26 protein-coding genes and 1 pseudogene are annotated in these 22,984 nt (G+C 73.2%); 14 read left to right on the top strand and 13 right to left on the bottom strand.

Annotated elements, in window-relative coordinates:
* Positions 1 to 7: 7 nt before the first annotated feature.
* The 3 genes from ACQP12_RS30795 to ACQP12_RS30785 form a co-directional block, all read right to left on the bottom strand.
* Positions 8 to 2,062, bottom strand: coding sequence for an amylo-alpha-1,6-glucosidase (locus ACQP12_RS30795; RefSeq protein WP_433283552.1), 2,055 nt, complete (start codon positions 2,060 to 2,062; stop codon positions 8 to 10).
* Positions 2,059 to 2,439: an SCP2 sterol-binding domain-containing protein gene (locus ACQP12_RS30790; protein WP_433283551.1), complete on the bottom strand. Its 381-nt coding sequence runs from the start codon at positions 2,437 to 2,439 to the stop codon at positions 2,059 to 2,061. Before ACQP12_RS30790 ends, ACQP12_RS30795 begins: the two co-directional genes overlap by 4 nt.
* Before the next feature lie 85 nt (positions 2,440 to 2,524).
* Complete coding sequence (locus tag ACQP12_RS30785; RefSeq protein WP_357941443.1) at positions 2,525 to 2,899, bottom strand: DsrE family protein; 375 nt, start codon at positions 2,897 to 2,899, stop codon at positions 2,525 to 2,527.
* 12 nt (positions 2,900 to 2,911) lie between these two features.
* Here ACQP12_RS30785 and mtfM point away from each other — a divergent pair, with 12 nt between their 5' ends.
* Complete coding sequence (gene mtfM / locus ACQP12_RS30780; RefSeq protein ID WP_046570768.1) at positions 2,912 to 3,016, top strand: small membrane protein MtfM; 105 nt, start codon at positions 2,912 to 2,914, stop codon at positions 3,014 to 3,016.
* A 114-nt stretch (positions 3,017 to 3,130) separates the two neighbouring features.
* Entirely contained in the window at positions 3,131 to 3,718 is a 588-nt protein-coding gene (locus ACQP12_RS30775; RefSeq protein WP_433283550.1) for an FABP family protein, read from the top strand.
* Positions 3,719 to 3,893: 175 nt separating this feature from the next.
* Here ACQP12_RS30775 and ACQP12_RS30770 read toward each other — a convergent pair whose 3' ends face one another.
* Complete coding sequence (locus ACQP12_RS30770; RefSeq protein WP_433283549.1) at positions 3,894 to 4,742, bottom strand: aminotransferase class IV; 849 nt, start codon at positions 4,740 to 4,742, stop codon at positions 3,894 to 3,896.
* Between the two features lie 67 nt (positions 4,743 to 4,809).
* On the opposite strand from ACQP12_RS30770, the gene ACQP12_RS30765 reads away from it, so the two are divergent.
* The 4 genes from ACQP12_RS30765 (at position 4,810) to ACQP12_RS30750 (ending at position 8,346) form a co-directional block, all read left to right on the top strand.
* On the top strand, positions 4,810 to 5,238 hold the full coding sequence (locus tag ACQP12_RS30765; RefSeq protein ID WP_262282865.1) for a Fur family transcriptional regulator: 429 nt from the start codon (positions 4,810 to 4,812) through the stop codon (positions 5,236 to 5,238).
* A complete protein-coding gene (locus tag ACQP12_RS30760) occupies positions 5,235 to 6,347 on the top strand; it encodes a YgfZ/GcvT domain-containing protein (RefSeq protein ID WP_357941437.1) in 1,113 nt (370 codons plus the stop codon). Before ACQP12_RS30765 ends, ACQP12_RS30760 begins: the two co-directional genes overlap by 4 nt.
* Before the next feature lie 117 nt (positions 6,348 to 6,464).
* A complete protein-coding gene (locus ACQP12_RS30755) occupies positions 6,465 to 7,292 on the top strand; it encodes a 3-keto-5-aminohexanoate cleavage protein (RefSeq protein ID WP_357941436.1) in 828 nt (275 codons plus the stop codon).
* Between the two features lie 94 nt (positions 7,293 to 7,386).
* Complete coding sequence (locus ACQP12_RS30750) at positions 7,387 to 8,346, top strand: asparaginase (protein ID WP_433283548.1); 960 nt, start codon at positions 7,387 to 7,389, stop codon at positions 8,344 to 8,346.
* Between the two features lie 9 nt (positions 8,347 to 8,355).
* On the opposite strand, the gene ACQP12_RS30745 is transcribed toward ACQP12_RS30750, so the two are convergent.
* Positions 8,356 to 9,153, bottom strand: a complete 798-nt coding sequence (locus ACQP12_RS30745) for an alpha/beta fold hydrolase (protein WP_433283547.1) — start codon at positions 9,151 to 9,153, stop codon at positions 8,356 to 8,358.
* A 111-nt stretch (positions 9,154 to 9,264) separates the two neighbouring features.
* On the opposite strand from ACQP12_RS30745, the gene ACQP12_RS30740 reads away from it, so the two are divergent.
* The 6 genes from ACQP12_RS30740 (at position 9,265) to ACQP12_RS30715 (ending at position 13,572) form a co-directional block, all read left to right on the top strand.
* Positions 9,265 to 9,879: a helix-turn-helix domain-containing protein gene (locus ACQP12_RS30740; protein WP_433283546.1), complete on the top strand. Its 615-nt coding sequence runs from the start codon at positions 9,265 to 9,267 to the stop codon at positions 9,877 to 9,879.
* Positions 9,876 to 10,553 carry a hypothetical protein gene (locus ACQP12_RS30735; protein ID WP_433283545.1) on the top strand — a complete coding sequence of 226 codons (678 nt, stop codon included), beginning with the start codon at positions 9,876 to 9,878 and terminating at the stop codon, positions 10,551 to 10,553. The genes ACQP12_RS30740 and ACQP12_RS30735 overlap by 4 nt, the downstream gene beginning before the upstream one ends.
* A 72-nt stretch (positions 10,554 to 10,625) precedes the next feature.
* Positions 10,626 to 10,946: a DUF2516 family protein gene (locus tag ACQP12_RS30730; RefSeq protein ID WP_357941426.1), complete on the top strand. Its 321-nt coding sequence runs from the start codon at positions 10,626 to 10,628 to the stop codon at positions 10,944 to 10,946.
* On the top strand, positions 10,943 to 11,830 hold the full coding sequence (locus ACQP12_RS30725; protein ID WP_357941424.1) for an alpha/beta fold hydrolase: 888 nt from the start codon (positions 10,943 to 10,945) through the stop codon (positions 11,828 to 11,830). Before ACQP12_RS30730 ends, ACQP12_RS30725 begins: the two co-directional genes overlap by 4 nt.
* An 11-nt stretch (positions 11,831 to 11,841) precedes the next feature.
* A complete protein-coding gene (locus ACQP12_RS30720; protein ID WP_433283544.1) occupies positions 11,842 to 12,579 on the top strand; it encodes an alanyl-tRNA editing protein in 738 nt (245 codons plus the stop codon).
* 78 nt (positions 12,580 to 12,657) lie between these two features.
* Complete coding sequence (locus tag ACQP12_RS30715; protein WP_357941420.1) at positions 12,658 to 13,572, top strand: SDR family oxidoreductase; 915 nt, start codon at positions 12,658 to 12,660, stop codon at positions 13,570 to 13,572.
* Here the strand turns inward: ACQP12_RS30715 and ACQP12_RS30710 are convergent.
* Positions 13,563 to 14,552 (bottom strand): helix-turn-helix transcriptional regulator, encoded by a 990-nt coding sequence (locus ACQP12_RS30710; RefSeq protein WP_433283543.1) that lies wholly within the window; start codon positions 14,550 to 14,552, stop codon positions 13,563 to 13,565. The genes ACQP12_RS30715 and ACQP12_RS30710 overlap by 10 nt on opposite strands.
* Positions 14,553 to 14,617: 65 nt before the next feature.
* Here ACQP12_RS30710 and ACQP12_RS30705 point away from each other — a divergent pair, with 65 nt between their 5' ends.
* Positions 14,618 to 15,412 carry an EI24 domain-containing protein gene (locus ACQP12_RS30705; RefSeq protein WP_433283542.1) on the top strand — a complete coding sequence of 265 codons (795 nt, stop codon included), beginning with the start codon at positions 14,618 to 14,620 and terminating at the stop codon, positions 15,410 to 15,412.
* 1 nt (position 15,413) lies between these two features.
* On the top strand, positions 15,414 to 15,929 hold the full coding sequence (locus ACQP12_RS30700; protein ID WP_433283541.1) for an O-acetyl-ADP-ribose deacetylase: 516 nt from the start codon (positions 15,414 to 15,416) through the stop codon (positions 15,927 to 15,929).
* Here ACQP12_RS30700 and ACQP12_RS30695 read toward each other — a convergent pair.
* The 7 genes and pseudogenes from ACQP12_RS30695 to ACQP12_RS30665 form a co-directional block, all read right to left on the bottom strand.
* Complete coding sequence (locus tag ACQP12_RS30695) at positions 15,926 to 16,831, bottom strand: GNAT family N-acetyltransferase (RefSeq protein ID WP_433283540.1); 906 nt, start codon at positions 16,829 to 16,831, stop codon at positions 15,926 to 15,928. The two genes, ACQP12_RS30700 and ACQP12_RS30695, sit on opposite strands and share 4 nt — an antisense overlap.
* A 41-nt stretch (positions 16,832 to 16,872) precedes the next feature.
* Positions 16,873 to 17,277 carry a RidA family protein gene (locus ACQP12_RS30690; RefSeq protein ID WP_433283539.1) on the bottom strand — a complete coding sequence of 135 codons (405 nt, stop codon included), beginning with the start codon at positions 17,275 to 17,277 and terminating at the stop codon, positions 16,873 to 16,875.
* Positions 17,278 to 17,336: 59 nt separating this feature from the next.
* The gene (locus ACQP12_RS30685) at positions 17,337 to 18,344 is read right to left on the bottom strand and encodes a LacI family DNA-binding transcriptional regulator (protein WP_357941410.1); all 1,008 of its coding nucleotides are present in this window, start codon (positions 18,342 to 18,344) and stop codon (positions 17,337 to 17,339) included.
* 19 nt (positions 18,345 to 18,363) lie between these two features.
* Positions 18,364 to 19,729: pseudogene (locus ACQP12_RS30680) on the bottom strand (GH1 family beta-glucosidase).
* Positions 19,726 to 20,559, bottom strand: a complete 834-nt coding sequence (locus ACQP12_RS30675; RefSeq protein WP_357941406.1) for a carbohydrate ABC transporter permease — start codon at positions 20,557 to 20,559, stop codon at positions 19,726 to 19,728. The pseudogene ACQP12_RS30680 and the gene ACQP12_RS30675 overlap by 4 nt, the downstream one beginning before the upstream one ends.
* Entirely contained in the window at positions 20,556 to 21,545 is a 990-nt protein-coding gene (locus ACQP12_RS30670) for a carbohydrate ABC transporter permease (protein ID WP_433283538.1), read from the bottom strand. The genes ACQP12_RS30675 and ACQP12_RS30670 overlap by 4 nt, the downstream gene beginning before the upstream one ends.
* A gap of 70 nt (positions 21,546 to 21,615) precedes the next feature.
* Positions 21,616 to 22,926 carry an ABC transporter substrate-binding protein gene (locus ACQP12_RS30665; protein ID WP_433283537.1) on the bottom strand — a complete coding sequence of 437 codons (1,311 nt, stop codon included), beginning with the start codon at positions 22,924 to 22,926 and terminating at the stop codon, positions 21,616 to 21,618.
* Positions 22,927 to 22,984: the final 58 nt, after the last annotated feature.

The following is a 22,984-nucleotide window of genomic DNA, read 5'->3' as shown; positions in this document are numbered from 1 at the left end:
CGGCCGGTCAGTGCCCGTGGCGCTGGTCGTGCGGCTCGCGACTGCGCCCCAGGGCGTCCACCCGGCCCCAGCGGCCCGGGATGTCCAGCAGTTCCACCCGGCCCATCCCGGTCGGAACGGCGGGATCGATGATCAGGTGCTCGCCCTGCGGCTCCAGGCCGAGCATCACCCGCAGCAGCAGCAGCGGGGTGCCGGCCGACCAGGCCTGCGGGCTGCACGCGGTCGGGTACTCCACGGGATAGTCGGTGAGGTCGCGCTCGTAGCCGGCGAACGACTCGGGTAGCCGCCCGTTGAAGTAGCGGGACGCGCTCAGCATCGCGTCGCAGATCTGCCCGGCCTCCTCCCGGAAGCCGTACTTCCACAGGCCCCAGGCGATGATCGAGTTGTCGAACGGCCAGACCGTGCCCACGTGGTAGCCGATCGGGTTGTAGCGGCTCTGGTCGTCGGCGAGGGTCCGCACCCCCCAGCCGGAGAAGAGCCGCGGCCCGAGCAGGTGCCCGGCGACGGTCGCCGCGCGGGACTCGTCGACGATGCCGCTCCAGAGCAGGTGACCGATGTTGGAGCTGAGCGTGTCCACGTGCCGCCCGTCCGGGTCCAGGGCGAGCGCGTAGTACTCCCGCCCGGGGATCCAGAAGTCCCGGTTGAACCGCTCCTTCAGCGCCGCCGCCTCCCGCTCCAGCCGGTCCGCGTACGCCGGGTCGTTCCAGAACGTCCGGGCCAGCCGGGCGCCCCGCAGCTTGGCGTCGTACGCGTAGCCCTGCAGTTCGCAGGTGGCCCGGGGGAAGCCCGGCAGTCGGCCGTCGGAGTAGGAGATCGAGTCCCAGGAGTCCTTCCAGCACTGGTTCGCCAGGCCGGTCTCCGGGTTGCGGGTCATGTACCAGATGTAGCCCGTGCCGAGCAGGTCCCCGTACGTGTCGAGCCAGGCCAGCGCCGCCCGGGTCTCCTGCTCCAACTGCCTGACCAGCTTCGTGTCCCCGGTCCACCGCTCGTACTCGTCGAGCAGGATCACGAACAGCGCCGTGGTGTCGGCCGAGCCGAAGTACGGCGAGTGCGGCTGCTCCTCGAAGCCGGCGGTCTCGCCGTAGCGCAGCTCGTGCAGGATCTTGCCGGGCTCCTCGTCCCGGAAGTCGTCCACCCGGCTGCCCTGGAGGCCGGCCAGCATGAGGATGGTCGGCGGGACCAGCTCCGGCAGGAACGGCAGCACCTGGAGCGAGGTGAAGATGCTGTCCCGCCCGAACAGGGTCATGAACCAGGGCAGGCCGGCGGCGAGCAGCCGTACGCCCAGCGCGATCGACTCGTACCGGAGGGCGGCCAGGTCGTTCAGGCTGCGCCGGTACGCCCCGGCCAGCGGCTGACAGTCGCAGCCGAGCTTCGGAGCCCGCTCGATCAGCTCGTTCTGCTCGGCGTGGATGGCCTGCACCGAGCGCTGCCCGCCGAGCGGCAGGGTGGCCCGGATGTCCTCCCCCCGGGCCCCGTAGATCTTCGTCTCCACGTGCAGCCGGGTGGTCCACTCGCCGTGCGGCCCCACCCGGACCCGGAAGGTCAGCCCCTCCCGGTCGACCTCGGCGGGCTCGCTGCTGGTCACCACCGCCTCCCGGTGGAATCCCTCCCGCCGGTAGGTGAGCCGCAGCTGGTTCTCGCTGACCGTGGGCCTGGTGTGCCCCTTCTTCTGCCGCTGGTGCTTGATTTCGAACAGGTCGGCGAAGTCGGAGCCGATGTCCAGCCGGAGCATGAACTCCACCTCCTGACCGGAGTGGTTGAGCAGCGTCAGCTCCTCGTCGAAGCTGCCACCGATCGACCGGCTGCGGATCAGCGAGACCTTGGCGTCCAGGTAGTGCGTCGGCTCCCCCGGCACCAGGAAGAACCGGGTCCGGTACGACAGCGAGTCGTCGATCGAGAGCGCGTGCAGCCGCTGCCCGTTCAGGGTGAGCAGCCAGGTCGAGATGAACCGGGTGTCGAAGGAGAAGAGCCCGGTGGGGAAGTCGAACGACGGCTCGATGTCGCCGCGCCGGTCGCTGACCAGGAAGGTGTTGCCGTCCAGGATGCTGACGCGTTCCCTCATGCCGACCGCCGGATGTGTTCGCGGGCGCTCTCCCGGGGATCCCGGACGCCGGGCGGGTCGGGGAAGAACCGGCGGAACATCAGGAAGAGCACCACGTTGCCGCTGAACGTGGCCTCGTTGCGCAGCACCGCCGCCATGGCGGCCTCCCGGCCGGTGACCAGCTCCTCGAACAGCTCGGCGCTGATCGTGAAGACGGCGTCGGCCGGCAACTGCTCCCGGGACACCTGGATGGTCCCCGGCGCGATCTCCAGAAGCCAGTGCTCGGTGCGGTTTCCGGTGGTCAGGTCCAGCTGGAGGCGGCCGCGGGTGGGCCCGCGCAGCACCGCCGGGGCACGCGCCGGCAGGGATGCGAAGAACCGCTCGATCGCCTCGCCCACATCAGGATCGTAGGCAGTGGCCGGACATGTCGGGCCAGGATCGGCAGTCCGCGCGTAACGGACATTCGCCGCGCGGCCGGGTCGGTCAGTAGACCAGGGCCTGGGCGCCCTCGGCCATCGCCTCCTCGACGAAGACCGCCGCCCCGGCGATCCGCACGCCGGGGATGACGTCGTCCTGGCCGATGTCGCGGCGGGCCGCGCACTGGGTGCAGGCGGTCACCCTGCCGGTGGTCAGGATGACGTGCAGCAGTTCGGCCAGCGGCGCGGAGTGCGGCAGGTCGAAGGTCTGCGCCCGCCCGGGCAGCGCGAACCAGGTCGACTCCCCGGTGAGCCAGAGCGACACGTCCACCCCGGCGGCGGCCGCCGTGGCGGCCACGGTGAAGGCCTGGGCGCAACGCTCGGGGGCGTCGGCTCCGGCGGTGGCCTTGACGACGAGAGTGCGGGCCATGACGCCCAGCATAGGATGGCCGGGATGGTTACCGAGATCGGGTTCGTCAGCCTGCTGGTCGCCGGCCTGGGCGCGCTCGCCGGTGGCCTGGTCTACCTGGCCGTACGCATTTCGAGAGGAAAATGGTGAGCGCGAGGAGTGAGCCGGGTTTGCGAGCCCCGCAGTCGCGAACGAAGGTGGCGCGGTGAGCGCGAGGAGTGAGCCGGGTTTGCGAGCCCCGCAGTCGCGAACGAAGGTGGCGCGGTGAGTGAGAACCCGCTTCAGCCGCCGTGGCTGAACGCGCCGCCGGTCGACCCGTATCCGTACGAGGAGAGCCACGACCTGCGCGTCGGCCCGAAGCTGCACCGGAGCCTGGACGGCCTGCTGCCGTACATCGGGGTGTGGCGCGGGCGGGGTCGCGGCGGGTTCCCCACCATCGAGGACTTCGACTTCGCGCAGGAGATCCGGATCAGCCACGACGGCCGGCCGTTCCTGTTCTACGAGTCCCGCGCCTGGATCCTCGACGAGCAGAGCCGCCCGGTCCGCCCGGCCGGCCGTGAGGTGGGCTGGTGGCGTCCGGTGCTGGACGGGGACCGGGTGACCGACGAGCTGGAAGCGCTCATGACCACGCCCACCGGCGTGATGGAGCTGCACATCGGCAAGCGCAAGGGCACCCAGATCGAGTTCGTCACCGACGCGGTGGTCCGCACGGCCACGGCGAAGGAGGTCACGGCGGGTGCCCGCCTCTTCGGCATCGTCGAGGGCGCCCTCCTCTACGCCCAGGAAATGGCCGCCGTGGGCCACCCCCTGAGCCCTCACCTGTCGGCCCGCCTGACCCGCGTAGCCGGCTAACCCCACCCCACCCACCCCACCTCACCCGTTGATCATGAAGTTATTGCCCGCAGCAGCGGCGTGTCGGCGCAATAACTTCATGATCAACGCTGCCAGAGGCCGGGAGGCCGGGAGGCCGGGAGGCCGGGAGGCCGGGAGGCCGGGAGGCCGGGAGGCCGGGGGGCCGGGAGGCCGGTCAGGGGTGTGGGTGACCCAGGAGGGACTGGGCTGTGGCGGTGTGGGGGGACAGGGGGCGGGGGGTTTTGTCGAGCGAGCGCACCTCGGCCAGGCCGCGGAGTGATGACGTGAGCCAGATGGCGTCGGCCCCGTGCAGGTCGGCCAGGGTGGGCAGGCGTTCGTCGGCACGGAAGCCCAGCTCGTCGGCATGGTCGAGAAGCCAGCCTGCGGTGACGCCGGGGAGGATGCCGGTGGCCGCGGCCGGGACCGTGCACAGGGTGGCGTCGGTCAGCCAGACCACGTTGGCGGTCGGCGCCTCCAGCACGTAGCCGTCGGTGGAGACCCAGAGCACGTCGTCCACCCCGGCCCGCTCGGCCCAGCGGCGGGCGGCGGTGCTCAGCGCGTACGAGGTGGACTTCACACCGTTGGGGAGCCACCCCAGTTCGGGCCGGGACCGGGCGGCCACCCCGAGCGGCAGGGTGGCGACCGTCACCCCGTCGCGCCGGGCCCGCCGCGCGGCGGCCGGCACCTCGCCCAGCGTGGCGTAGACCGTCGGCGCCCCGCCGCCCTCCGGCCCCCGGGTGCAGACGAGCCGCACCGCGCCCTCGACCTCCGGCGGCCAGCCCGCGCGGACCGTGTCCAGCAGCTCGACCAGCACGTCGGTGGGCGGCAGCGCCAGCCCGATGGCCGCCGCGCCGCCCCGCAGCCGGGCCAGGTGGGCGTCCCGCAGCCACGGCTCCCCACCGCGCAGGTGCATCGTCTCGAACAGGCCGTCGCCGTGCAGCACACCCCGGTCGTCGCCGCGCAGCACCGCCTCACCGGCCGGCACGACGCCCCGGCCCGGCACGGCCACCCGCGTCGCCACCACGAGCGCAGCGTAGTGGCGTACCCCGCCGGCGGGCGGACCGGCGCGGCGGCCGAACTATGATCGGACGGTGTCCGAATCCTCCCTGGCGGAACTGCTCCGCTCCCGTGGGCTGCGGCTGACGGCGCAGCGGCAGTTGGTCCTCCAGGCTGTCCTGGACCTGGGGCACGCCACGCCGGAGCAGGTCCACACGGCGGTGCGCGAGGTGGCCGCCGGTGTCAACATCACGACGATCTACCGGACGCTGGAGCTGCTGGAGCGCCTCGGTCTGGTGACACACACCCACCTTTCGCACGGCTCGCCGACCTACCACGCGGCCGGTGAGCACCAGCACGTCCACCTGGTCTGCCGGGAGTGCGGTGCGATCGACGAGATAGACCCCGAGCTGCTCCGGCCGCTGGCCGACCAGTTGGCCGCGCAGCGGGGATTCCAGGTCGACATCGGGCACGTGGCGCTGTTCGGCGTCTGCGGCCAGTGCGAGGACGGGGAACGCAAATGATCGACATCGCGGGCGCGGTGACCGCCGAGGCCATCGACGAGGAGACCCGGGAGCAGCCCGAGCCGGCCCACCGGGCGGCCGGGGTCGGCCCGGTGGCCGCCCACTACGGCGACCCGATGCGCGAGCAGCGCACCCTGGCCACCGGCGTCGGCCTGGTGGACCGCTCGCACCGGGGCGTGATCGCGGTCCCCGGCGAGGAGCGGATGACCTGGCTGCACACGCTGACCAGCCAGCACCTGGCCGCGCTGCGCCCGTGGCAGGGCAGCGAGCTGCTGGTGCTCTCCCCGCACGGGCACGTCGAGCAGCACGCCCTGGTCGCCGAGGACGGCGAGACCACCTGGCTGGACACCGAGCCCGGGATGACCGGCGGCCTCCTGTCCTATCTGGAGCGGATGCGGTTCTTCAGCAAGGTCGACCCGCGCGACGTCACGGCCGACCACGCGCTGCTCTCGCTGGTCGGGCCGGAGGCCGCCGGCGCGCTCGGCACCCTCGGGGTCACCGGGCTGGCCGCGCCCGACGTGGTCGCGGTGCCGGGTCCGAAGTTCCGCTCCGGCGAGCTGCCGTCCCGGCCCTCCGTCGTGTACGACGTGAAGCCGCTGCCCGTCGGCGGCTGGGCCCGGCGGGTGCCGCTCGGCGTCGACCTGCTGGTGCCCCGCGCGGCGATGACCCAGGTTGTCGACGAGCTGCGCGGCGCCGGTGTGCCGGTGGCCGGGCTGTGGGCGTACGAGGCGCTGCGGGTGGCCGCCCGGCAGGCCCGGGCCGGGGTGGACACCGACCACCGGACCATTCCCGCCGAGGTGGGCCTGATCGGGTCGGCCGTGCACCTGGACAAGGGCTGCTATCGCGGCCAGGAGACGGTGGCCCGGGTGCACAACCTGGGCAAGCCGCCGCGCCGGCTCGTCCTGCTGCACCTGGACGGGGTGACCACGGACCAGCCGCCGGCCGTCGGCACGCCGGTGACGCTGGACGGCCGGGCGGTCGGCTTCGTGGGCACCGCGGTGCACCACTTCGAGCTGGGCCAGATCGCCCTCGCCGTGGTCAAGCGGAACGTGGCCGACGACGCTCGGCTGATGGTGGGGGAGACGGCCGCCGCCATCGATCCGGCGTAAGGGATGCCGCCCAGGCGGCGCTGAAGCGGAAAATCTTCTGCTTCCGGCGGCCATGGCGGCCGATTCTGCTGCTTCCGGCTGTCGACCGGAAGGGAGTCGGCGGTTTAGGATCCCGACATGACCACAGGGACGTTGATCACGGTTGCCCCCACCGGCGCGGAGTCGGCCAAGGCGGAGGTGCCGGCGTTGCCGGTGACCCTCGACGAGCTGCTGCTGACCGCCAAGGAGTGCGAGGCGCTCGGCGCTGCCGTGATCCACGTCCACATCCGTGACGACGAGGCGAGGCCCACCCTCGACCAGGGCCGGCTGCGGGAGACCGTGGCGGCGCTGCGGCAGAGCACCGATCTGATCGTGCAGCTCTCCTCCGGCGGCGCGGTGACCGACCCGGAGGCCGCCCGGCTGGCCGTGCTCGACGCCGCCCCGGACATGGCCTCCTGCACCATGGGCACGGTCAACTTCGGCGACGACGTGTTCCTCAACCGCTGGGAGTTCATCGTCGACCTGCACACCCGGATGCAGGAGCGGGGCGTCGTCCCCGAGTACGAGATCTTCGAGCTCGGCCACCTCACGGCGCTCCAGCGCCTGCTCGGCAAGTACGGGCTGCCGCACGGCGGGCACGTGCACGTCGACTTCGTGATGGGGGTGCCGGGCGGCATGCCGGGCACCACGGCCACGCTGGTGGCCGCCCACCAGATGCTGCGCGACCTCCCCGAGGGCACCACCTTCTCGGCCACCGGCATCGGGCGCACCACCATCCCCGTGATGCTGGCCTCGCTCTCGGCCGGCGGTCACCTCCGGGTCGGCATGGAGGACACGGTCACCTACGCCAAGGGCCGGCCGGTCGAGTCCAACATGCAGCTGGTCGCCCGCGCCGTCGGCTTCGCCCAGCTCGCCCAGCGCCCTCCGCTGACTACCGCCGAGGCCCGGGCGCTGCTCGGCCTTTAAGCGACGGCCGGCCCGCCGTCCCTGTACGCCGAGCGCCGACGTCCCTGGTCACCCCGGTGCCGGCCCCGTCGAGCCCGTCGGTACCGTCCACTGCGTGGGAAAGACGTACGAGGGCGGCGTGCCGCTCGCCGAGGTGGTCCGGTCCGGGTTCGTGGAGGGCTTCCACCGTGGGTCCGTGGCGGTGCTCGACGCTGCCGGCGCGCCGGTGGCCGGGGCGGGTGACGCCACCTCGCCGGTCTTCCCCCGGTCCTCGAACAAGCCGATGCAGGCGATCGGGATGCTCCGGGCCGGTCTGCCGCTGACCGACCCGGCCGACGTGGCGCTGGTCTCGGCGAGCCACGCCGGCGAGGAGTTCCACATCGAGCGCGTCCGCGCCCTGCTGCGCGGCGCCGGCCTCGCCGAGGAGGCGCTGCACTGCCCGCCGGACCTGCCGGTCGGCGAGGCGGCCCGGGAGGCGGTGCTGCGCGCCGGAGGCGCCCCGTCCCGAATCCAGATGAACTGCTCCGGTAAGCACACGGGCATGCTGCTCACCTGCCTGGCCGCCGGCTGGCCGCTGGACGGCTACTGGCGCCCCGAGCACCCACTCCAGCAGCGGCTCACCGCCGCGATCGAGGAGTTCACCGGGGAGAAGGCGGCGGCCGTCGGGGTGGACGGCTGCGGGGCGCCGGTGCTCGCCGTCTCGCTGACCGGGCTGGCGCGGGCCTTCCTGCGGCTGGTCTCCGCCGAGCCGGGCACCGTCGAGCGGACCGTGGCCGACGCCATGCGGGCGTACCCGGAACTGGTCGGGGGCACCCAGGCCGACGACACCCGGCTGATGCGCGGCGTACCCGGACTGCTGGCCAAGGTCGGCGCGGAGGGTGTGATCGCGGCGGCGGTGCCGGAGGTCGGCGCGGTGGCCCTCAAGGTCGACGACGGCGCCGGGCGGGCCCGGATGCCGGTGCTGGTGTCGGCGCTGCGCCGGCTCGGCGTCGAGGCCCCGGTGCTGACCGAGTACGCCGAGATCCCGCTGCTCGGCGGCGGCCTGCCGGTCGGGGCGGTCCGTCCGGTCTGGTAGCCCGGTCGGTCAGCGGAGGAAGTCGAGCAGCGCGGCGTTGACCGGCTCGGGGCGCTCCAGCGGCAGCAGGTGACCGGCGTCCGGCACGTCCGGCATCCGCACGCCCCGGGGGGCCTCGGCGGCGATCCGGTCGGCCAGCCGGCGGATGTCGGCCAGGTCGTCCGCGCCCGCGCCGGCCAGCACCGGCATCCCCAGCTCGGCCAGCCGGTCGATCGCCGGCGGGTCCAGCTCGCCCGCCTCGACCGCGCTGAGCGCCTGCTCGGCGGCGAGCGCCCGGCGGTCCATCTCCTCGGCGAACCGGATCAGCTCCGGGTCGACGCCGGCCGGCTCGCGGGTCGGGCCGACCACCCAGAACCGCACCTCGCCGGCCGCCGTCGCGGCGAAGTCCTCCGGGTCGACGTCGCCGACCAGCTCGTCCCAGAGCTGCTCGGTCTCCTCGGACCACTCGTTGCCGGAGACCGGTGCGCCGAAGAGGGCCAGCGCGGCGACCCGCTCCGGGTACGCCAGCGCGGTGTCCACCGCGACCTTGCCGCCGAAGGAGCAGCCCACCAGCGCGGCCTGTGTCACGCCCAGCGCGTCGAGCAGCCCGATCACGTCGTCGTGGTGCGCGAAGGGAGAGGGTGGCAGCTCGGAGTCGCCGTAGCCGCGCAGGTCCACGGCGATGACCCGGTGCCGGGCGGCGAGCGCGGGCACCTGCCCTCGCCACATCCGCCGGTCGGCGATGCCGGCGTGCAGCAGCACCACCGGGCTACCGCTGCCCATCTCGTCGTACGTGAGCAGGGCACCGTTGACTTCGATCTTCGCCACGGGGGCACCGTACGGATCCGGCACCCGGCACGCAACCGGCTATCCGTGACATCGCTAACTCTGGCAAGCATTTTGCTTGCAGCAGCTAGCAGCGCGAGCTAGCGTGGAGTCATGGCCACCAGCAAGGACCTTCCCGACGTCGGCGGGTTCATTCGCGACCTGCGCCGCAACGCGAAGATCTCGCTGCGGCAGCTCGCCGAGCAGGCCGGCGTCAGCAACCCGTACCTGAGCCAGATCGAGCGCGGCCTGCGCAAGCCGAGCGCCGAGGTGCTCCAGCAGCTCGCCAGCGCCCTGCGCGTCTCCACCCCGGCCATGTACCTGCGGGCCGGGCTGCTGGACGACAAGGAGGGGCAGGGCGTGCTCGCGGCGATCGCCGTCGACCCCGAGCTGACCATGGCCCAGAAGCAGTCGCTCACCCAGATCTACGAGACGTTCCGCCGGGAGAACGCGCGTCTCGCCGAGGCGACCGCGACGGCCGCCGAGGCGACCGCGACGGCCCAGGCGGCCACCGAGCCGGCCACTGCGCCGGAGGCCCCGGCCACCGTCGCGCCGGCCGCGACCGGCCCCACGACACCGGACGGCACCCCGACCGAGGCGGTCCTCGAGTCGGTCGCCGTCACCGAGGCGGGCCACGCGCCCGCCCCGACCACCGCCGTCCCCCAGAAGAAGACCGCCCGCAGGGTGGTCCGGAAGGCCGCCGGTGCGGCCGAAGAGGAGCAGTCATGACCCAGCCGAAGACCAACCGCATCCCGGCCCCCGTCTACGCGGCCGCCGGCGCCGGCGAGCTCGCCCTCCAGCAGCTGCGCAAGCTGCCCACCGTGGTCGGTGGCCTCGGCACCCGCGTCGTCGCCGACCTGGGCGGCAAGGCCGTCCTCACCGGCTTCGAGCTGCGCCAGAAGGCGACCGAGACGCTGAAGACCGCCAACCTGACCGCGACGGGGCTGCGGGAGAAGGCCGGCTCGGCCGACCTCGACCTCGACAGGCTGCGCGAGGCCGCCAACCTGGACAAGCTGCGCGAGGCCGCGAACCTGGACAAGCTGCGGGAGGCCGCCGGCCGCAACGCCGCCGCCGTGCTGGCCGGCGCGCAGGCCGCGCAGGAGCGCGCCCTGGCCGCGTACGCCGAGCTGGTCGCCCGCGGTGAGCGGGTCGTCGGCGCGGGCGTGCTGGAGGCCGCCGACACGGTGAACGCCGACATCGAGGCGACCGAGGCCGACACCACCCCGGCCGCGCCGGCCGCCCAGCCGGCCGAGGTGCCGACCCCGGCCGAGGTGGCCGAGGTCGTCGAGGCCAAGCCGGCCGCCGTGAAGCGGACCCGGGCCACCAAGGCGACCGCCGCCAAGGCCACCCCGTCGGCGAAGCTGCCGAGGACCACGAAGCGGACCCGCCCGGCCGCCGAGTGAGTCGAAGCTGGACCGAGACCCCGGACAGCGTCCTGTCGGACGTTTCCGGGGTCTCGGCATAAGCTTGCCGACATGGCCTACGCCGCGCCGCTCTTCTTCGACGACGTCCGCCTCGTGATCGAGCTGATCCTGCTCGTCTTCGCTCTGGTCATCGAGGCTGTCTCCCTGGTGCACGCGATCACCCAACGCTCCGACGCCTTCGCGGCCATCGGCACCCTTCCCAAGGGCGGGTGGATCGCCATCCTGGCGGTCTGCATGGTGCTGACCCTGCTCGGTGTCGGGGGTGGTGTGCTGAGCATCTTCGGCCTGATCGGCGTCGCGGCGGCCCTGATCTACCTGCTCGACGTCCGGGTCGGGCTGCGCGACCTGCACGACGGCCGAGGCTCCTGGTGAGAGGTTTCCGCTGGCCACCGCCGCCCGACGGCGGCCCCCGCACCTGGGGCCCCGGGCCCGGCGCGCCCCGCACCGGCCGGCCGGCCCTGCCGGAGCCGGAAACCGAGCTGGTCACCACGCCCCACGGCGTACGCCTGGAGCGGCTGGTCACCGGCACCGGTGACCCGGTCACCGTGTTCGCGCACGGGCTGGGCAACGGCATCGCCACCACCCGGCCGTTCGGCAGCGGGGTCACCGGCCGGCGGATCTTCTTCCAGTTCCGCGGGCACGGCCGCTCCGACTCGCCGCCCGGCCCGTGGAGCTACCTGGACCTGGCCCGTGACCTCCGCGCCGTCGCCGACCTCGGCGGCGCCACCCGGGCCTTCGGGGCCAGCCTCGGCGCCGGGGCGCTGTGCCGGCTGCTCGTCGAGAGCCCGGAACGCTTCGAGAAGCTCGTCTTCTTCCTGCCGGCCGTGCTGGACACCCCGCGCGGCGAGGTGGCCCGGGCCCGGCTCACCGACCTGCTCGACGCCGTGGCCGACGGGGACGCCTCCGCCCTGGCCGACGTGGTGTCGCTGGAGCTGCCGCCCTCGGTCCGCAACACCCCGGCCGGCTGGGCCTACCTGCGGCAGCGGCTCGACCAACTGCTCCGCGACGGGCTCGCGCCGGGCCTGGCCGGCCTGCCCGAGCAGGCCCCGCTGCGCGACGCCGGGGTGCTCGCCGGGGTCACGGCGCCGGCCCTGGTGATCGGCTGCGCGGGCGACGACCTGCACCCGGTCACCGTCGCCGAGCAGTTGGCCGCCGCGCTGCCCCAGGCCACCCTGCACGTGTACGACCGGCCGGGCGTGCTCTGGACGGAACGCGCCGACCTGCGGGAGCGGATCTCGACGTTCCTCAACGGGTAACGTCGCGGGTCATGGGCGTCACACACCACGGCCGCACCCACCGCCTCGACCTCGCCGACCCCACCCTGCGGGAGTGGCGGTGCACGGTGCTGGCGGCCGATCCCGAGCAGGGCATCGTGCTGGACCGGTCGGCCTTCTATCCGGGCGGCGGCGGGCAGCCGCCGGACCACGGCGTGCTGCTCTGGCAGGGGGTGCGGACCCGGATCGTGGGCACCCGCAAGGGTGACGACCTCTGGCTCGTCCCGGCCGAGGGTGACCCGGTGCCGCCGGTCGGCACGGCCGTCACGGGCGCGGTCGAGGACACCCGGCGGACCATGCTGATGCGCACCCACTCCGGCCTGCACGTGCTCTGCGGTGTGGTGTTCCGTGACTTCGGGGCGCTGGTCACCGGCGGGAACATGGAGCCGGGCGAGGCCCGGATGGACTTCAACCTCCCCGAGGTGCCGCCGGACTTCAAGGCCCGCATCGAGGACCTGGTCAACGCCGAGGTGGCCGCCGACCGGTCGGTCGCCGTCCGGGTGCTGCCCCGGGCGGAGGCGCTGGCCCTGCCGGACATCATCCGTACCCAGTCCAACCTGATCCCGCCGGAGGAGCAGGAGGTGCGGATCGTCGACATCGTCGGGCTGGACGTGCAGGCCGACGGCGGCACCCACGTCGCCTCCACCGCCCAGATCGGCAAGGTCCAGGTGGTCAAGGTGGAGAGCAAGGGCCGCGCCAACCGCCGGGTGCGGGTGCGCCTGGTCGGCTGAGCCCGCCGGCCGGCGCGGTTCGCGTGACGCCGCCGAATCCGGACCTCCGCTGTCAGGTATCGGTGCCACGGTGGTCCCATGACGACACCGCTGACAGGGAAGATCGCGCTCGTCGCCGGCGCGACCCGGGGTGCCGGGCGGCAGATCGCCGTCCAGCTCGGCGCCGCCGGGGCCACCGTCTACGCCACCGGCCGTTCCACCCGCGAGCGACGCTCCGAGATGGGCCGGCCGGAGACCATCGAGGAGACCGCAGAGCTGGTGACCGCCGCGGGCGGCACCGGCATCGGCGTCGCCGTCGACCACCTCGACCCCGAGCAGGTCCGCCGCCTCGTCGCACGGATCGACGCCGAGCAGGGCCGCCTCGACGTGCTGGTCAACGACATCTGGGGCGCCGACCCGCTGATCACCTGGGAGAAGCCGGTCTGGGAGCAACCCCTGGACGCCGGCTTCCGCACCCTCCGGCTGGCCGTGGACACCCACATCATCACGAGCCACTTCGCCCTGCCCCTGCTGATCCGCAACCCCGGTGGCCTGGTCGTGGAGATCGGCGACGGGACCAAGGAGTACAACGACACCGAGTACCGGCTCTCGGTCTTCTACGACCTGGCCAAGGTGTCGGTGAACCGGCTCGCCTTCAGCCAGGCGCACGAGTTGGCGCCGCACGGTGCCACGGCGGTCGCGCTCACCCCCGGCTGGCTGCGCTCGGAGGCGATGCTGGAGCACTTCGGCGTCACCGAGGCGACCTGGCGTGACGGCGCGGCGACCGACCCGCACTTCGTCATGTCGGAGACGCCGGCCTTCGTCGGGCGCGCCGTGGCCGCCCTGGCCGCCGACCCGGACCGGGCCCGGTGGAACGGGAAGTCCGTGGACAGCGGCGGGCTCGCCCAGGTGTACGGCTTCACCGACCTCGACGGCACCCGCCCGCACTGGGCGCGCTACTACGAGGAGGTGGTCCGGCCGGGCAAGCCGGCGAACGACGCCGGCTACCGCTGACCGGTTCCGTCCCCGGCGTAGAGCGCGGCCGCGCGGCAGGCCGCCTCGGCGCAGCGGGCCCGCAGCTCGGGCGGGTCGAGCACCTCCACCTCGGGGCCGAGGGACAGCAGCTGGGCGTACGCCACCTCGACCGACTCGACGGGCAACCGGAGCACCACCCGGCCCTGCCCGTCGGGCCGGCCGGCGGCGGCGACCGCCTCGGCGTGGACGAACGGGGCGTCGACCAGGTGCCGCAGCGCGCGCAGCCCGGCCGGGCTGAGCCGCACGGTGACCTCGGCCCGGAGGATGTCCCGCAGGAACGCCTCGGCCTGCTCCCGCCAGTACGCCCCCAGGTCGAAGCCCTCGTCCCGCTCGAAGCCCTCCCCGCCGACCTCGACGCCGACCACCCGGTCCACCCGGTACGTCCGCCACCCGGCACCGACCCGCCCGACCAGGTACCAGACGCCGTTCTTCAGCACCAGCCCGTACGGCGCGACCGACCGGGTCACCTCCCGGTCGCCGCGCCGGTAGCGCAGCTCGACCTGCCGGTCCCGCCAGACCGCCCGGGCCAGCTCGGCCAGCCACGGCGGCGGGTCGGACTCCCGGAACCAGCCCGGCACGTCCAGATGGAACCGCTGGCCCGTGCGGGCCGGCGCGTCCCGCAGGCTCGGCGGCAGCGCGGCGAGCACCTTCAGCTCGGCGCCGGCCACCGCGTCGGCCAGCCCCATGTCGCCGGCCGGGCCGGGCAGCCCGGCCAGGAAGAGCGCCTCCGCCTCGTCCCGCGTCAGCCCGGTCAGCCGGGTCCGGTAGCCGCCGAGCAGGCGGTAGCCGCCGGCCCGGCCGCGGTCGGCGTAGACCGGCACCCCGGCGGCGGAGAGCGCCAGCACGTCCCGGTAGACCGTGCGCTCGGAGACCTCCAGCTCGCGGGCCAGCTCGGCCGCGGTCATCGTCTCCCGCGCCTGAAGCAGCAGCACCAACGAGATCAACCGGGACGCGCGCACCCACCCATCCTGCCCTCCGGCGCGGGACCGGACCGGAATGCGATCGGCCACTAGGCTGTGCCGTCGTGGACGCACCCCGCCTCGCCGCGCCCGTGACCGGCGCCGTCACCCGTTTCCTCGCCGGCGCCGGCCTGCTGCTGCGCGGTCTCGGCCTCTACGTCCGCAGCCCCGGCCTGATGCTGCTCGGGATCGTGCCGGCGCTGATCACCGGCGCGCTGTTCGTGGCCCTGTTCGCCACCCTGCTGTACTTCGTGGACGACCTGGCCGCGCTGGTCACCCCGTTCGCGGACGACTGGTCGGAGACCTGGCGCAGCCTCATCCGGGTGGTGGCCGGGCTCGCCGTCGTCGGGCTGGCCGGCCTGCTCGGGGTGCTCACCTTCACGGCGGTCACCCTGGCCGTGGGCGACCCGTTCTACGAGAAGATCTCCGAGCGGGTGGAGGACCGCCTCGGCGGCACGCCCGGGGCGGTCGAGGTGCCGTTCTGGGCGTCGCTGCGGCGCAGCATCCTCGACTCGTTGCGCCTGGTCGCCATCTCCGCGCTGGTCGGCGTACCCCTCTTCGCGGCCGGCTTCATCCCGGTGGTCGGTCAGACGGTGGTCCCGGTGGTCGGCGCCCTGGTGGGCGGCTGGTTCCTCGCCCTGGAGCTGGTCGGCGCGCCGTTCTACCGGCGCGGCATGCGACTGCCGGAGCGGCGGTCGTTGCTCAGGGCGGACCGGCCGACCACCCTGGGCTTCGGGGTGGCGGTCTTCGTCTGCTTCCTGATCCCGCTCGGCGCGGTGCTGGTCATGCCGGCCGCCGTGGCCGGGGCCACCCTGCTGGCCCGCCGGTCGCTCGGGCAGTCCGTCGTCGAGGAGGGGTGACATGGAGACGGTCCTGATCGAGGGGGACATCACCACGCAGCAGGTCGACGCCATCGTCAACGCGGCCAACTCCTCGCTGCTCGGCGGCGGGGGAGTGGACGGCGCGATCCACCGCGCAGGCGGGCCGGCCATCCTCAAGGAGTGCCGGGCGCTGCGCGCCTCCCGCTACCCGGACGGCCTGCCGACCGGTCAGGCAGTCGCCACCACCGGCGGTCACCTGCCGGCCCGCTGGGTGGTGCACACCGTCGGGCCGGTCTTCTCCCCGCGCGAGGACCGGTCGGTGCTGCTGCGCGACTGCTACGCCAGCAGCCTCCGGATCGCCGACGACCTGGGCGCGGCGCGCGTCGCCTTCCCGCTGATCTCCGCCGGCATCTACGGCTGGCCGGTCGAGGACGCGGTCGCGCAGGCGCTGGCCGCGCTGCACGCGGCCACCCCGGCGTATGTCGTCGAGGCCCGGCTCGTGCTCTTCGGCGCGGACACCTACGCGACCGCCGTCCGGGTCGCCGCCGGGCGCTAGTCGAGGTCGCGCAGGCAGGACCACTGGCTGCCCACCGGCCGGTAGCCGAGCCGGGCGTTGATGGCCAGCATCGGCCCGTTCGCCTCGTCGTTCGAGGTGTACGCGGTGCGTACCCCGGAGGTGGCGGCCCGATGCAGCGCCGCCTGCTTCGCCAGCCGGGCCAGGCCGCGCCCGCGGTGTGCGGGGACCGTGCCGGTGAAGTCCGACCACATCCGGTCGCCGTCCCGCTTGACCAGGCTGACGGTGGCCAACGTGCCGTCCACCTCGACCAGCGTGCTGGCGGCCCGGTCCAGGCCCACGTTCTCCCAGACCTCGTGGTGCCAGATGTCATAGCCGAGCGCGTCGGTCGGTACGTCGCCCGGCTCGTCCAGCGAGGCCTCGGCGTCCACCCGGTGGATCCGGCGCGGGTCAACCTCGGCGGCCGACAGCAGCCGAACGCCGGGCGGCGGCTCGGGCATCGGTGGGGCCGGCTGGAGGTCGAGCGCGGAGTAGCGCAGCTCGCGGCTGGGCGTGAAGCCGTGCCGGCGGGCGAACGCCAGCGACCCGGGCTGGGACCAGGTGAGCAGCCGCTTCACGTCGAGCAGGCGCAGGTGGTCGAGCGCGGCGTCCAGGAGGGCCGTGCCGATTCCCCGGAGCCGGTGCGCCGGATGGACGTGCAGGGTCGCGACCTCCCCGACGCCCGCCGTTGAGGTCTGGGTGTTCCGGTACGCCGACACCCAGCCCACCACCTGCCCGTCCACCTCGGCCACCCAGGCGGCCCAGTCCTCACCGGGCGGCGGCTGGGCGATCATGCGTCGGGTCGACTCGACGCCGCGCACCAGGTAGGGGTGGACGAGGGCGCGCAGCGCCACCACACCGGGCGCGTCCTCGGGGCGGGCAGGTCGGATCAGGTCGTCGGTCATCCGGCCGACCCTAGAGCGGTCGCCCGCCACCGGCGAGGGGTTTACCGGACGGCGGCGACCGCCTCGACCTCCACGAGCTGGTCCGGGTAGCCCAGCACGGCCACCCCGAGCAGGGTGCTGGGTGGATCGTGGTCGCCGAAGGCGTCCCGGACGACCTGCCAGACGGACACCAGGTCGCTGCGGTCACCGCTGGCCACGTACACCGTGGTCTTGACGACGTCGGCGAGCCCGGCGCCGGCCGCGACCAGCGCCGTCTCCAGGTTGGCCAGCACCTGCCGGGCCTGGCCCGCGGGGTCGCCGGGCGCGACGGTCCGCCCGTCGGCGTCCAGCGGGCAGGCCCCGGCCGTGAAGATCAGCCGCGCGGGCGGCGCGACCTCGGCCGCGTACGCGTACTCGGCGACGTCGGAGAGCTGGGGCGCACGGATCAGACGCACGATGCCGGTCACCGGGCGACCGTAGCGCCCGGCTGCCGCCGCCCGCGACGGGTTAAGCGGGGTCGGTCCGCTCAGGCCGAGTCGCGGACCACCAGCTCGGTGGGGAGCAGCAGCGCCTGCTCGACGTGCTCGCCCGCGGCGATCCGGAGCAGTTGCCGGGTCATGGCCCGCCCCAGCTCCACTATCGGCTGCTTCACCGTTGTCAGCGGCGGCTCGGTGTACGCCGCCGTCTCGATGTCGTCGAACCCGATCACCGCCACGTCGTCCGGCACCCGCCGGCCCGCCGCCCGCAGGGTGCGCAGCGCGGCGTGCGCCATCAGGTCGGACGCCGCGAACACCGCGTCCAGCCGGGGGTCGGCGGCGAGCAGTTGCCGCATGGCCGCCGTGCCGGACTCCCGGGTGAAGTCCCCGTACGCGATCAGCTCCGGCAGGCCGGCCGCGGCGACCGTGTCCCGGTAGCCGATCAGCCGCTCGATGCCGGCGACCATGTCCTGCGGCCCGGCGATGGTGGCGATCCGCCGCCGACCGTTCGCGATCAGGTGGCGGACCGCCTCGGCCACACCGCCCACGTGGTCGACGTCGACGTACGGCACCTCGGCGCCGTCCAGCGGGCGACCGCTGCACACCACCGGGATGCCGAGCTGGGCCAGCCGCCCGGGGAGCGGGTCCTCGCCGTGCAGGGAGGCGAACAGCACGCCGTCGACGTGCCGCCCGGTGGTGTAGCGCTCGACCCGCTCGTGCCCGGCCGGCGAGCCGGCCAGCATCAGCACGAGCTGCTTGTCGGCCGCCTCCAGTTCCTGGGCGGCGCCCCGGATGATCCCGGGAAAGACCTGGTCGTCGGAGAAGACGCGGGTGGCCGCCTCGGGCAGGACCAGGGCGATCGAGTCGGTGCGCTGGGTGACCAGGCTGCGGGCGGCGAGGTTCGGGACGTACCCCAGTTCCTCGACGGCCCGGCGGACCGCCTGCTGGATGGGCTCGGCCACGGTGGTGGAGCCGTTGACCACGCGGGAGACCGTGGCCCGGGACACCCCCGCCCGTCTGGCCACGGCCTCCAGGGTCGGTCGCTGTGCCGTCGTCATCCCCGTCACCACCACTTCGTCACAGCCCGTTCCGGGAGATCACCTCCTGGTACCACCGGGCACTCTCCTTCGGTGTGCGCCGCTGGGTCAGGTAGTCGACGTGGACGATCCCGAACCGCTTCCGGTAGCCCTCGGCCCATTCGAAGTTGTCCAGCAACGACCATACGAGATAACCGCGCAGGTCGACCCCGCGGGCGACCGCGTCGTGCGCGGCGCGCAGGTGCCCGTCGAGGTAGGCGATCCGGTCGGCGTCGGCCACCCGGCCGGTCCCGTCGGTGTCCCGGTCGGGGAAGGCCCCGCCGTTCTCCGTGATGATCAGCGGTAGCCCCGGGTGGTCGGCGGACACCCGTTCCAGCAGCCGGGTGAGGCCGGCCGGCTCGATCCTCCAGCCCATGTCGGTGAGCGGCCCGGCCGGCGGCAGGAACTCGACGCTGCCCTCGGTGCCCGGGTACGCGGTGTTCCCGGCGCCGCCCGCCCGGCCGGCCACGTAGGTGGGCGAGTAGTAGTTGATCCCGAGCAGGTCGAGCGGAGCGGCGATCAGTTTCTCGTCCCCGTCCCGGAGGTAGTCCGGTTCGACGATGCGGCTCAGGTGGGCCAGCACGTCGTCGGGGTAGCCGGCGCCGGTCAGCGGGTCCAGGAAGATCCGGTTCTGCAGACCGTCGACCAGCCGCGGCGGCGGCGTCCGCCGCGCTCCCGGCGGCCGCCGGCCGCACGTCGGCCAGGTTGAGGGTGATCCCGACGACCTCCGCGCCGGCCGCGCGCAGCGCCCGGGCCGCCAGGCCGTGCCCGAGCAGCAGATGGTGTACGGCCCGGAAGGCCGCCCCCGCGTCCCGCCCGCCGGGCGCGTGCACCCCGTTGCCGTAGCCGAGGTAGGCCGAGCACCACGGCTCGTTCAGCGTGGTCCAGGTGCGGACCCGGTCGCCGAGGCGGTGGTGCACGGCCAGGGCGTAATCGGCGAAGTGCTCGGCGGTCTCCCGGACGGTCCAGCCGCCCCGGTCCTCCAGCGCCTGCGGGAGGTCCCAGTGGTAGAGCGTGACGAACGGGTCGATGCCCCGGGCCAGCAGGGTGTCCACCAGCCGGTCGTAGAAGTCCAGGCCGCGCGGGTTGACCGGGCCGGTGCCGTCGGGCCGGACCCGGGGCCAGGCGACCGAGAAGCGGTAGGCCCGAAGCCCCAGCTCCGCCATCAGCGCCACGTCCTCGGCGTACCGGTGGTAGTGGTCGCAGGCCACGTCGCCGGTGTGCCCCTGGAACACCCGGCCCGGCGTACGGCTGAAGGTGTCCCAGATGGACTCGCCGCGCCCGTCCTCCCGGGCGGCGCCCTCGATCTGGTACGCGGCGGTGGCCGCCCCCCAGACGAAGCCCTCGGGGAACCGCAGCTCGGTCATGCCTTCACCGCGCCTTCCATGATGCCGCCGATGATCTGGCGGCCGAACGCGACGAACACCAGCAGCAGGGGCAGGGTGGCGATGGCGGTCCCGGTGAACACCTGGGACATGTCCTGGTAGTAGCCGTCGGACAGGGCCCGCAGCGACAGCTGCACGGTCGGGTTCTCCGGATCGTTCAGCACCGCGTACGGCCACAGGAAGTCGTTCCAGGTGGTCATGAAGGTGAGCAGGCCCAGCACGGCGGCGGCCGGGCGCAGGGCGGGCAGCACCACGTTCCAGTAGATCCGCGCGGTGTTGCAGCCGTCCATCCGCGCGGCCTCGATCAGCTCGGTGCTCACCGCCTGGCCGGCGTACTGCCGCATCATGAACACGCCGAATCCGGTGACCAGGGCCGGCACGATGACCGCCGGCAGCCGGTCGTTCCAGTTCAGTTTCGTCATGAGCAGGTACAGCGGGATCACGCCGAGCTGGGTGGGCACCATCATGGTGGCCACGATGACCAGCAGCAGCGCGTTGCGCCCGCGGAAGCGCAGCTTGGCGAAGGCGAACCCGGCCAGGGTGGAGAAGAAGACCACGGAGACGGTGACCGTGCCGGCCACGATCGCCGAGTTGATCAGCCCGGTGAGGAAGTACGCGTCGGTGTTGGTGAACAGCCGGGCGATGTTGGCGCCGAGGTTGCCGCCCGGGGTGAGCGGGGGCGGGACCTGACCCATCGCGTCGCTGGTCCGGCTGGCCACCACGAACATCCAGTAGATCGGGAAGATCGACATCAGGGCCGTGACGGCCAGCGCCAGGTAGGTGAGCCGGCCGGCGGACCAGAGGCGGGTCATCGGGGGTCCTCCTTGCGCGCGCCGCCGCCCAGCCGGCGGAGGAGCAGGACGTTGACGGCCGCGACCACCGCGATGAGCGCGAAGAGCAGCCAGGCGATCGCCGAGCCGTAGCCGAAGTTGTAGTGCGGCGCGAAGGCGTTCTCGAACATGTACATGGTCACCGTCTGCGACTCGCGCAGCGGCCCGCCGCGGATGGCGTTGGTGCCCGAGTTGAACAGGCGGGGCTCGGTGAAGAGCTGGAGGCCGCCGATGGTGGAGATGATGACCGCGAAAATGATCGTCGGCTTGAGCAGCGGCACGGTGATCGACCAGAACTGCCGGGCCCGGCCGGCCCCGTCGATGGCCGCGGACTCGTAGAGGTCGCGCGGGATGGCCTGCATGGCGGCCAGGAAGATCAGGGCGTTGTAGCCGGTCCACCGCCAGTCCACCATGGCGGAGATGGCCACCCAGGAGGCGAGCCGGTTGGCCTTCCAGTCGATCGCGTCGACGCCGACGTGGTCGAGCAGCCAGTTGATCATCCCGAAGTCGCGGCCGAAGAGCACCGCGAAGACGATCGCCACCGCGGCGGTCGAGGTGACGTTCGGGATGAGCACCGCCATCCGCCAGGTGGTCCGGGCCCGGAGCTGCCGGTTGAGCAGGTTGGCCAGCCAGAGCGCGAGCAGCAGCTGGGGGACCGTGGAGATGACGAAGATGCCGAGGGTGTTGACGACCGAGTGCCAGAAGTCCGGGTCGGCCAGCAGCTCGCTGTAGTTGTCGAGCCCGACGAACGGGTGGTCGGCGCCGAGCAGGTCCCAGTCGTGCAGCGAGACCCAGAAGGTGTAGGCCAGCGGATAGATCCCGAAGACCCCGAAGAGCAGGAAGAACGGGGCGATGTACAGGTAGGGCGAGTACCTCGTGTCGAACCGGCTGAGCCGGACGCCCCTCCAGGGGCGGGTGGTGCCGGGCGTCGGTGCGACCGGCGGGCGGGCGTCGAGCTGGACTGCCATGGCCCGGGACTCCTTTCCGCCGTGCGGGCGGCACCCGTCGACCGGGGACCGCCCGCACGCCTGGCTCGGGTTACTTGGCAGCGGCCTTCGTGGCGTTACCGACCGCGTCGGTCCAGCCCTGCTCCGGGCTGCGCTTGCCCAGCTCCACCGAGCGGACCGCGTTCTCCACCTCGGTGCGGACGGCCTGGTTCTTCGGGCCCATGTAGACCGGCTTCAGGTTCTTGGCGCCCTCGGCGAAGATCCGGCCGACCGGTGCCGTCGAGAAGTACGCGTTCGTCGAGTCGACGATGGCCGGGTCCGCCAGCGCCTGCGGCGAGGAGGGCAGCGGGCCCTTGGCCTTGAACGCGCCGATCTGGCCCTTGGCGCTGGTCAGGAACTTCGCCAGCTCGATCGCCTCGGCCTGGTGCTTGCTCTGCTTCGGCACCGCGAGGAAGGAGCCGCCCCAGTTGCCGCCGTTGCCGGGGACCTGGGCGATGTCCCATTTGCCCTTGGCGCCCGGGCCGGCGTTGCCCTCGATGACACCGGTCATCCAGGCCGGGCAGGCGATGGTGGCGAACTTCGACTGCTTGAACGCGGAGACCCACTCCTCCGACCACGACCCGTAGCGGCCGGACAGGCCGGAGTCGATGATGTCCATGGTGGTGTCGTACGCCTGCCGGACCGCCGGGTTGCTGTCGACGACCAGCTTGTCGCCGGTGTCGTAGTAGCTGTAGCCGGTGGTGTTGCCGGCGGTCTGGAGCAGGATGGTGTTGAACGTGTTGGTCGCCGCGTCGAGGAACGACGCGCCGGTGTTCTTCGCCTTGAACTGCTCGCCGACCCTGATGTAGTCCGACCAGGTGGGCCAGAGCTTCGAGACGGCCTCGCGGTCGGTGGGCAGCCCGGCCTTGGCGAACAGGTCCTTGCGGTAGCACATGGCCATGCCTCCGACGTCGGTGCCGAGGCCGATGAGCTGCTTGCCGTCGGCGGTGAGCCCCTGGTTCCACTTCCAGTCCAGGAAGTTGCCCTTCAGGTCGGCGGCGCCGTGGTCGAGCAGGTTGACGAAGTTCTGCGGGTTGGCCTTGTACTCGACCAGCAGACCCTCCTCGATGGCGACGATGTCGCCCGCGCCCTTGCCCGCGGCGAGCCACTGGGTGAGCTTCGGCGAGTACTCGTCCAGGTTGCTGCCGGTGCCCCGCTCGACGATCTTCACGTCGGGGTGGCTGGCCATGTACTCCTTGTAGAGCTCCTCGTAGCCGAACTGGCCGAAGACGTCGACGGTGAGCGTGACCGGGCCACCGGCGGCGGCCTCGTCGTCACCGCCCCCGCAGGCGGTGGCGCCCAGCAGCGCGGTGGTGGCGACCAGGGCCACCGCAGCCAGGCGGCGGCGCGTGAAGGTGACCATCTCTTATCTGACCCCTCTAGGTGTATCGGGTGGTGGCGGGCGGTTCCGGTACTCAGAG

The organism is Micromonospora sp. CA-244673, assembly GCF_050948395.1.
Lineage (GTDB): Bacteria > Actinomycetota > Actinomycetes > Mycobacteriales > Micromonosporaceae > Micromonospora.
This window is presented reverse-complemented; position numbering and strand designations above follow the sequence as displayed.

Bases quoted from the DNA above. Each gene is read 5' to 3' on its own strand.
- ACQP12_RS30670 (WP_433283538.1), bottom strand. From the start codon at position 21,545: ATGGCAGTCCAGCTCGACGCCCGCCCGCCGGTCGCACCGACGCCCGGC.
- ACQP12_RS30785 (WP_357941443.1), bottom strand. From the start codon at position 2,899: ATGCTGGGCGTCATGGCCCGCACTCTCGTCGTCAAGGCCACCGCCGGA.
- ACQP12_RS30795 (WP_433283552.1), bottom strand. From the start codon at position 2,062: ATGAGGGAACGCGTCAGCATCCTGGACGGCAACACCTTCCTGGTCAGC.
- ACQP12_RS30700 (WP_433283541.1), top strand. From the start codon at position 15,414: ATGGAGACGGTCCTGATCGAGGGGGACATCACCACGCAGCAGGTCGAC.
- ACQP12_RS30695 (WP_433283540.1), bottom strand. From the start codon at position 16,831: ATGACCGACGACCTGATCCGACCTGCCCGCCCCGAGGACGCGCCCGGT.
- ACQP12_RS30715 (WP_357941420.1), top strand. From the start codon at position 12,658: ATGACGACACCGCTGACAGGGAAGATCGCGCTCGTCGCCGGCGCGACC.
- ACQP12_RS30665 (WP_433283537.1), bottom strand. From the start codon at position 22,926: ATGGTCACCTTCACGCGCCGCCGCCTGGCTGCGGTGGCCCTGGTCGCC.
- mtfM (WP_046570768.1), top strand. From the start codon at position 2,912: ATGGTTACCGAGATCGGGTTCGTCAGCCTGCTGGTCGCCGGCCTGGGC.
- ACQP12_RS30675 (WP_357941406.1), bottom strand. From the start codon at position 20,559: ATGACCCGCCTCTGGTCCGCCGGCCGGCTCACCTACCTGGCGCTGGCC.
- ACQP12_RS30685 (WP_357941410.1), bottom strand. From the start codon at position 18,344: ATGACGACGGCACAGCGACCGACCCTGGAGGCCGTGGCCAGACGGGCG.
- ACQP12_RS30735 (WP_433283545.1), top strand. From the start codon at position 9,876: ATGACCCAGCCGAAGACCAACCGCATCCCGGCCCCCGTCTACGCGGCC.
- ACQP12_RS30740 (WP_433283546.1), top strand. From the start codon at position 9,265: ATGGCCACCAGCAAGGACCTTCCCGACGTCGGCGGGTTCATTCGCGAC.
- ACQP12_RS30730 (WP_357941426.1), top strand. From the start codon at position 10,626: ATGGCCTACGCCGCGCCGCTCTTCTTCGACGACGTCCGCCTCGTGATC.
- ACQP12_RS30720 (WP_433283544.1), top strand. From the start codon at position 11,842: ATGGGCGTCACACACCACGGCCGCACCCACCGCCTCGACCTCGCCGAC.
- ACQP12_RS30755 (WP_357941436.1), top strand. From the start codon at position 6,465: ATGACCACAGGGACGTTGATCACGGTTGCCCCCACCGGCGCGGAGTCG.
- ACQP12_RS30760 (WP_357941437.1), top strand. From the start codon at position 5,235: ATGATCGACATCGCGGGCGCGGTGACCGCCGAGGCCATCGACGAGGAG.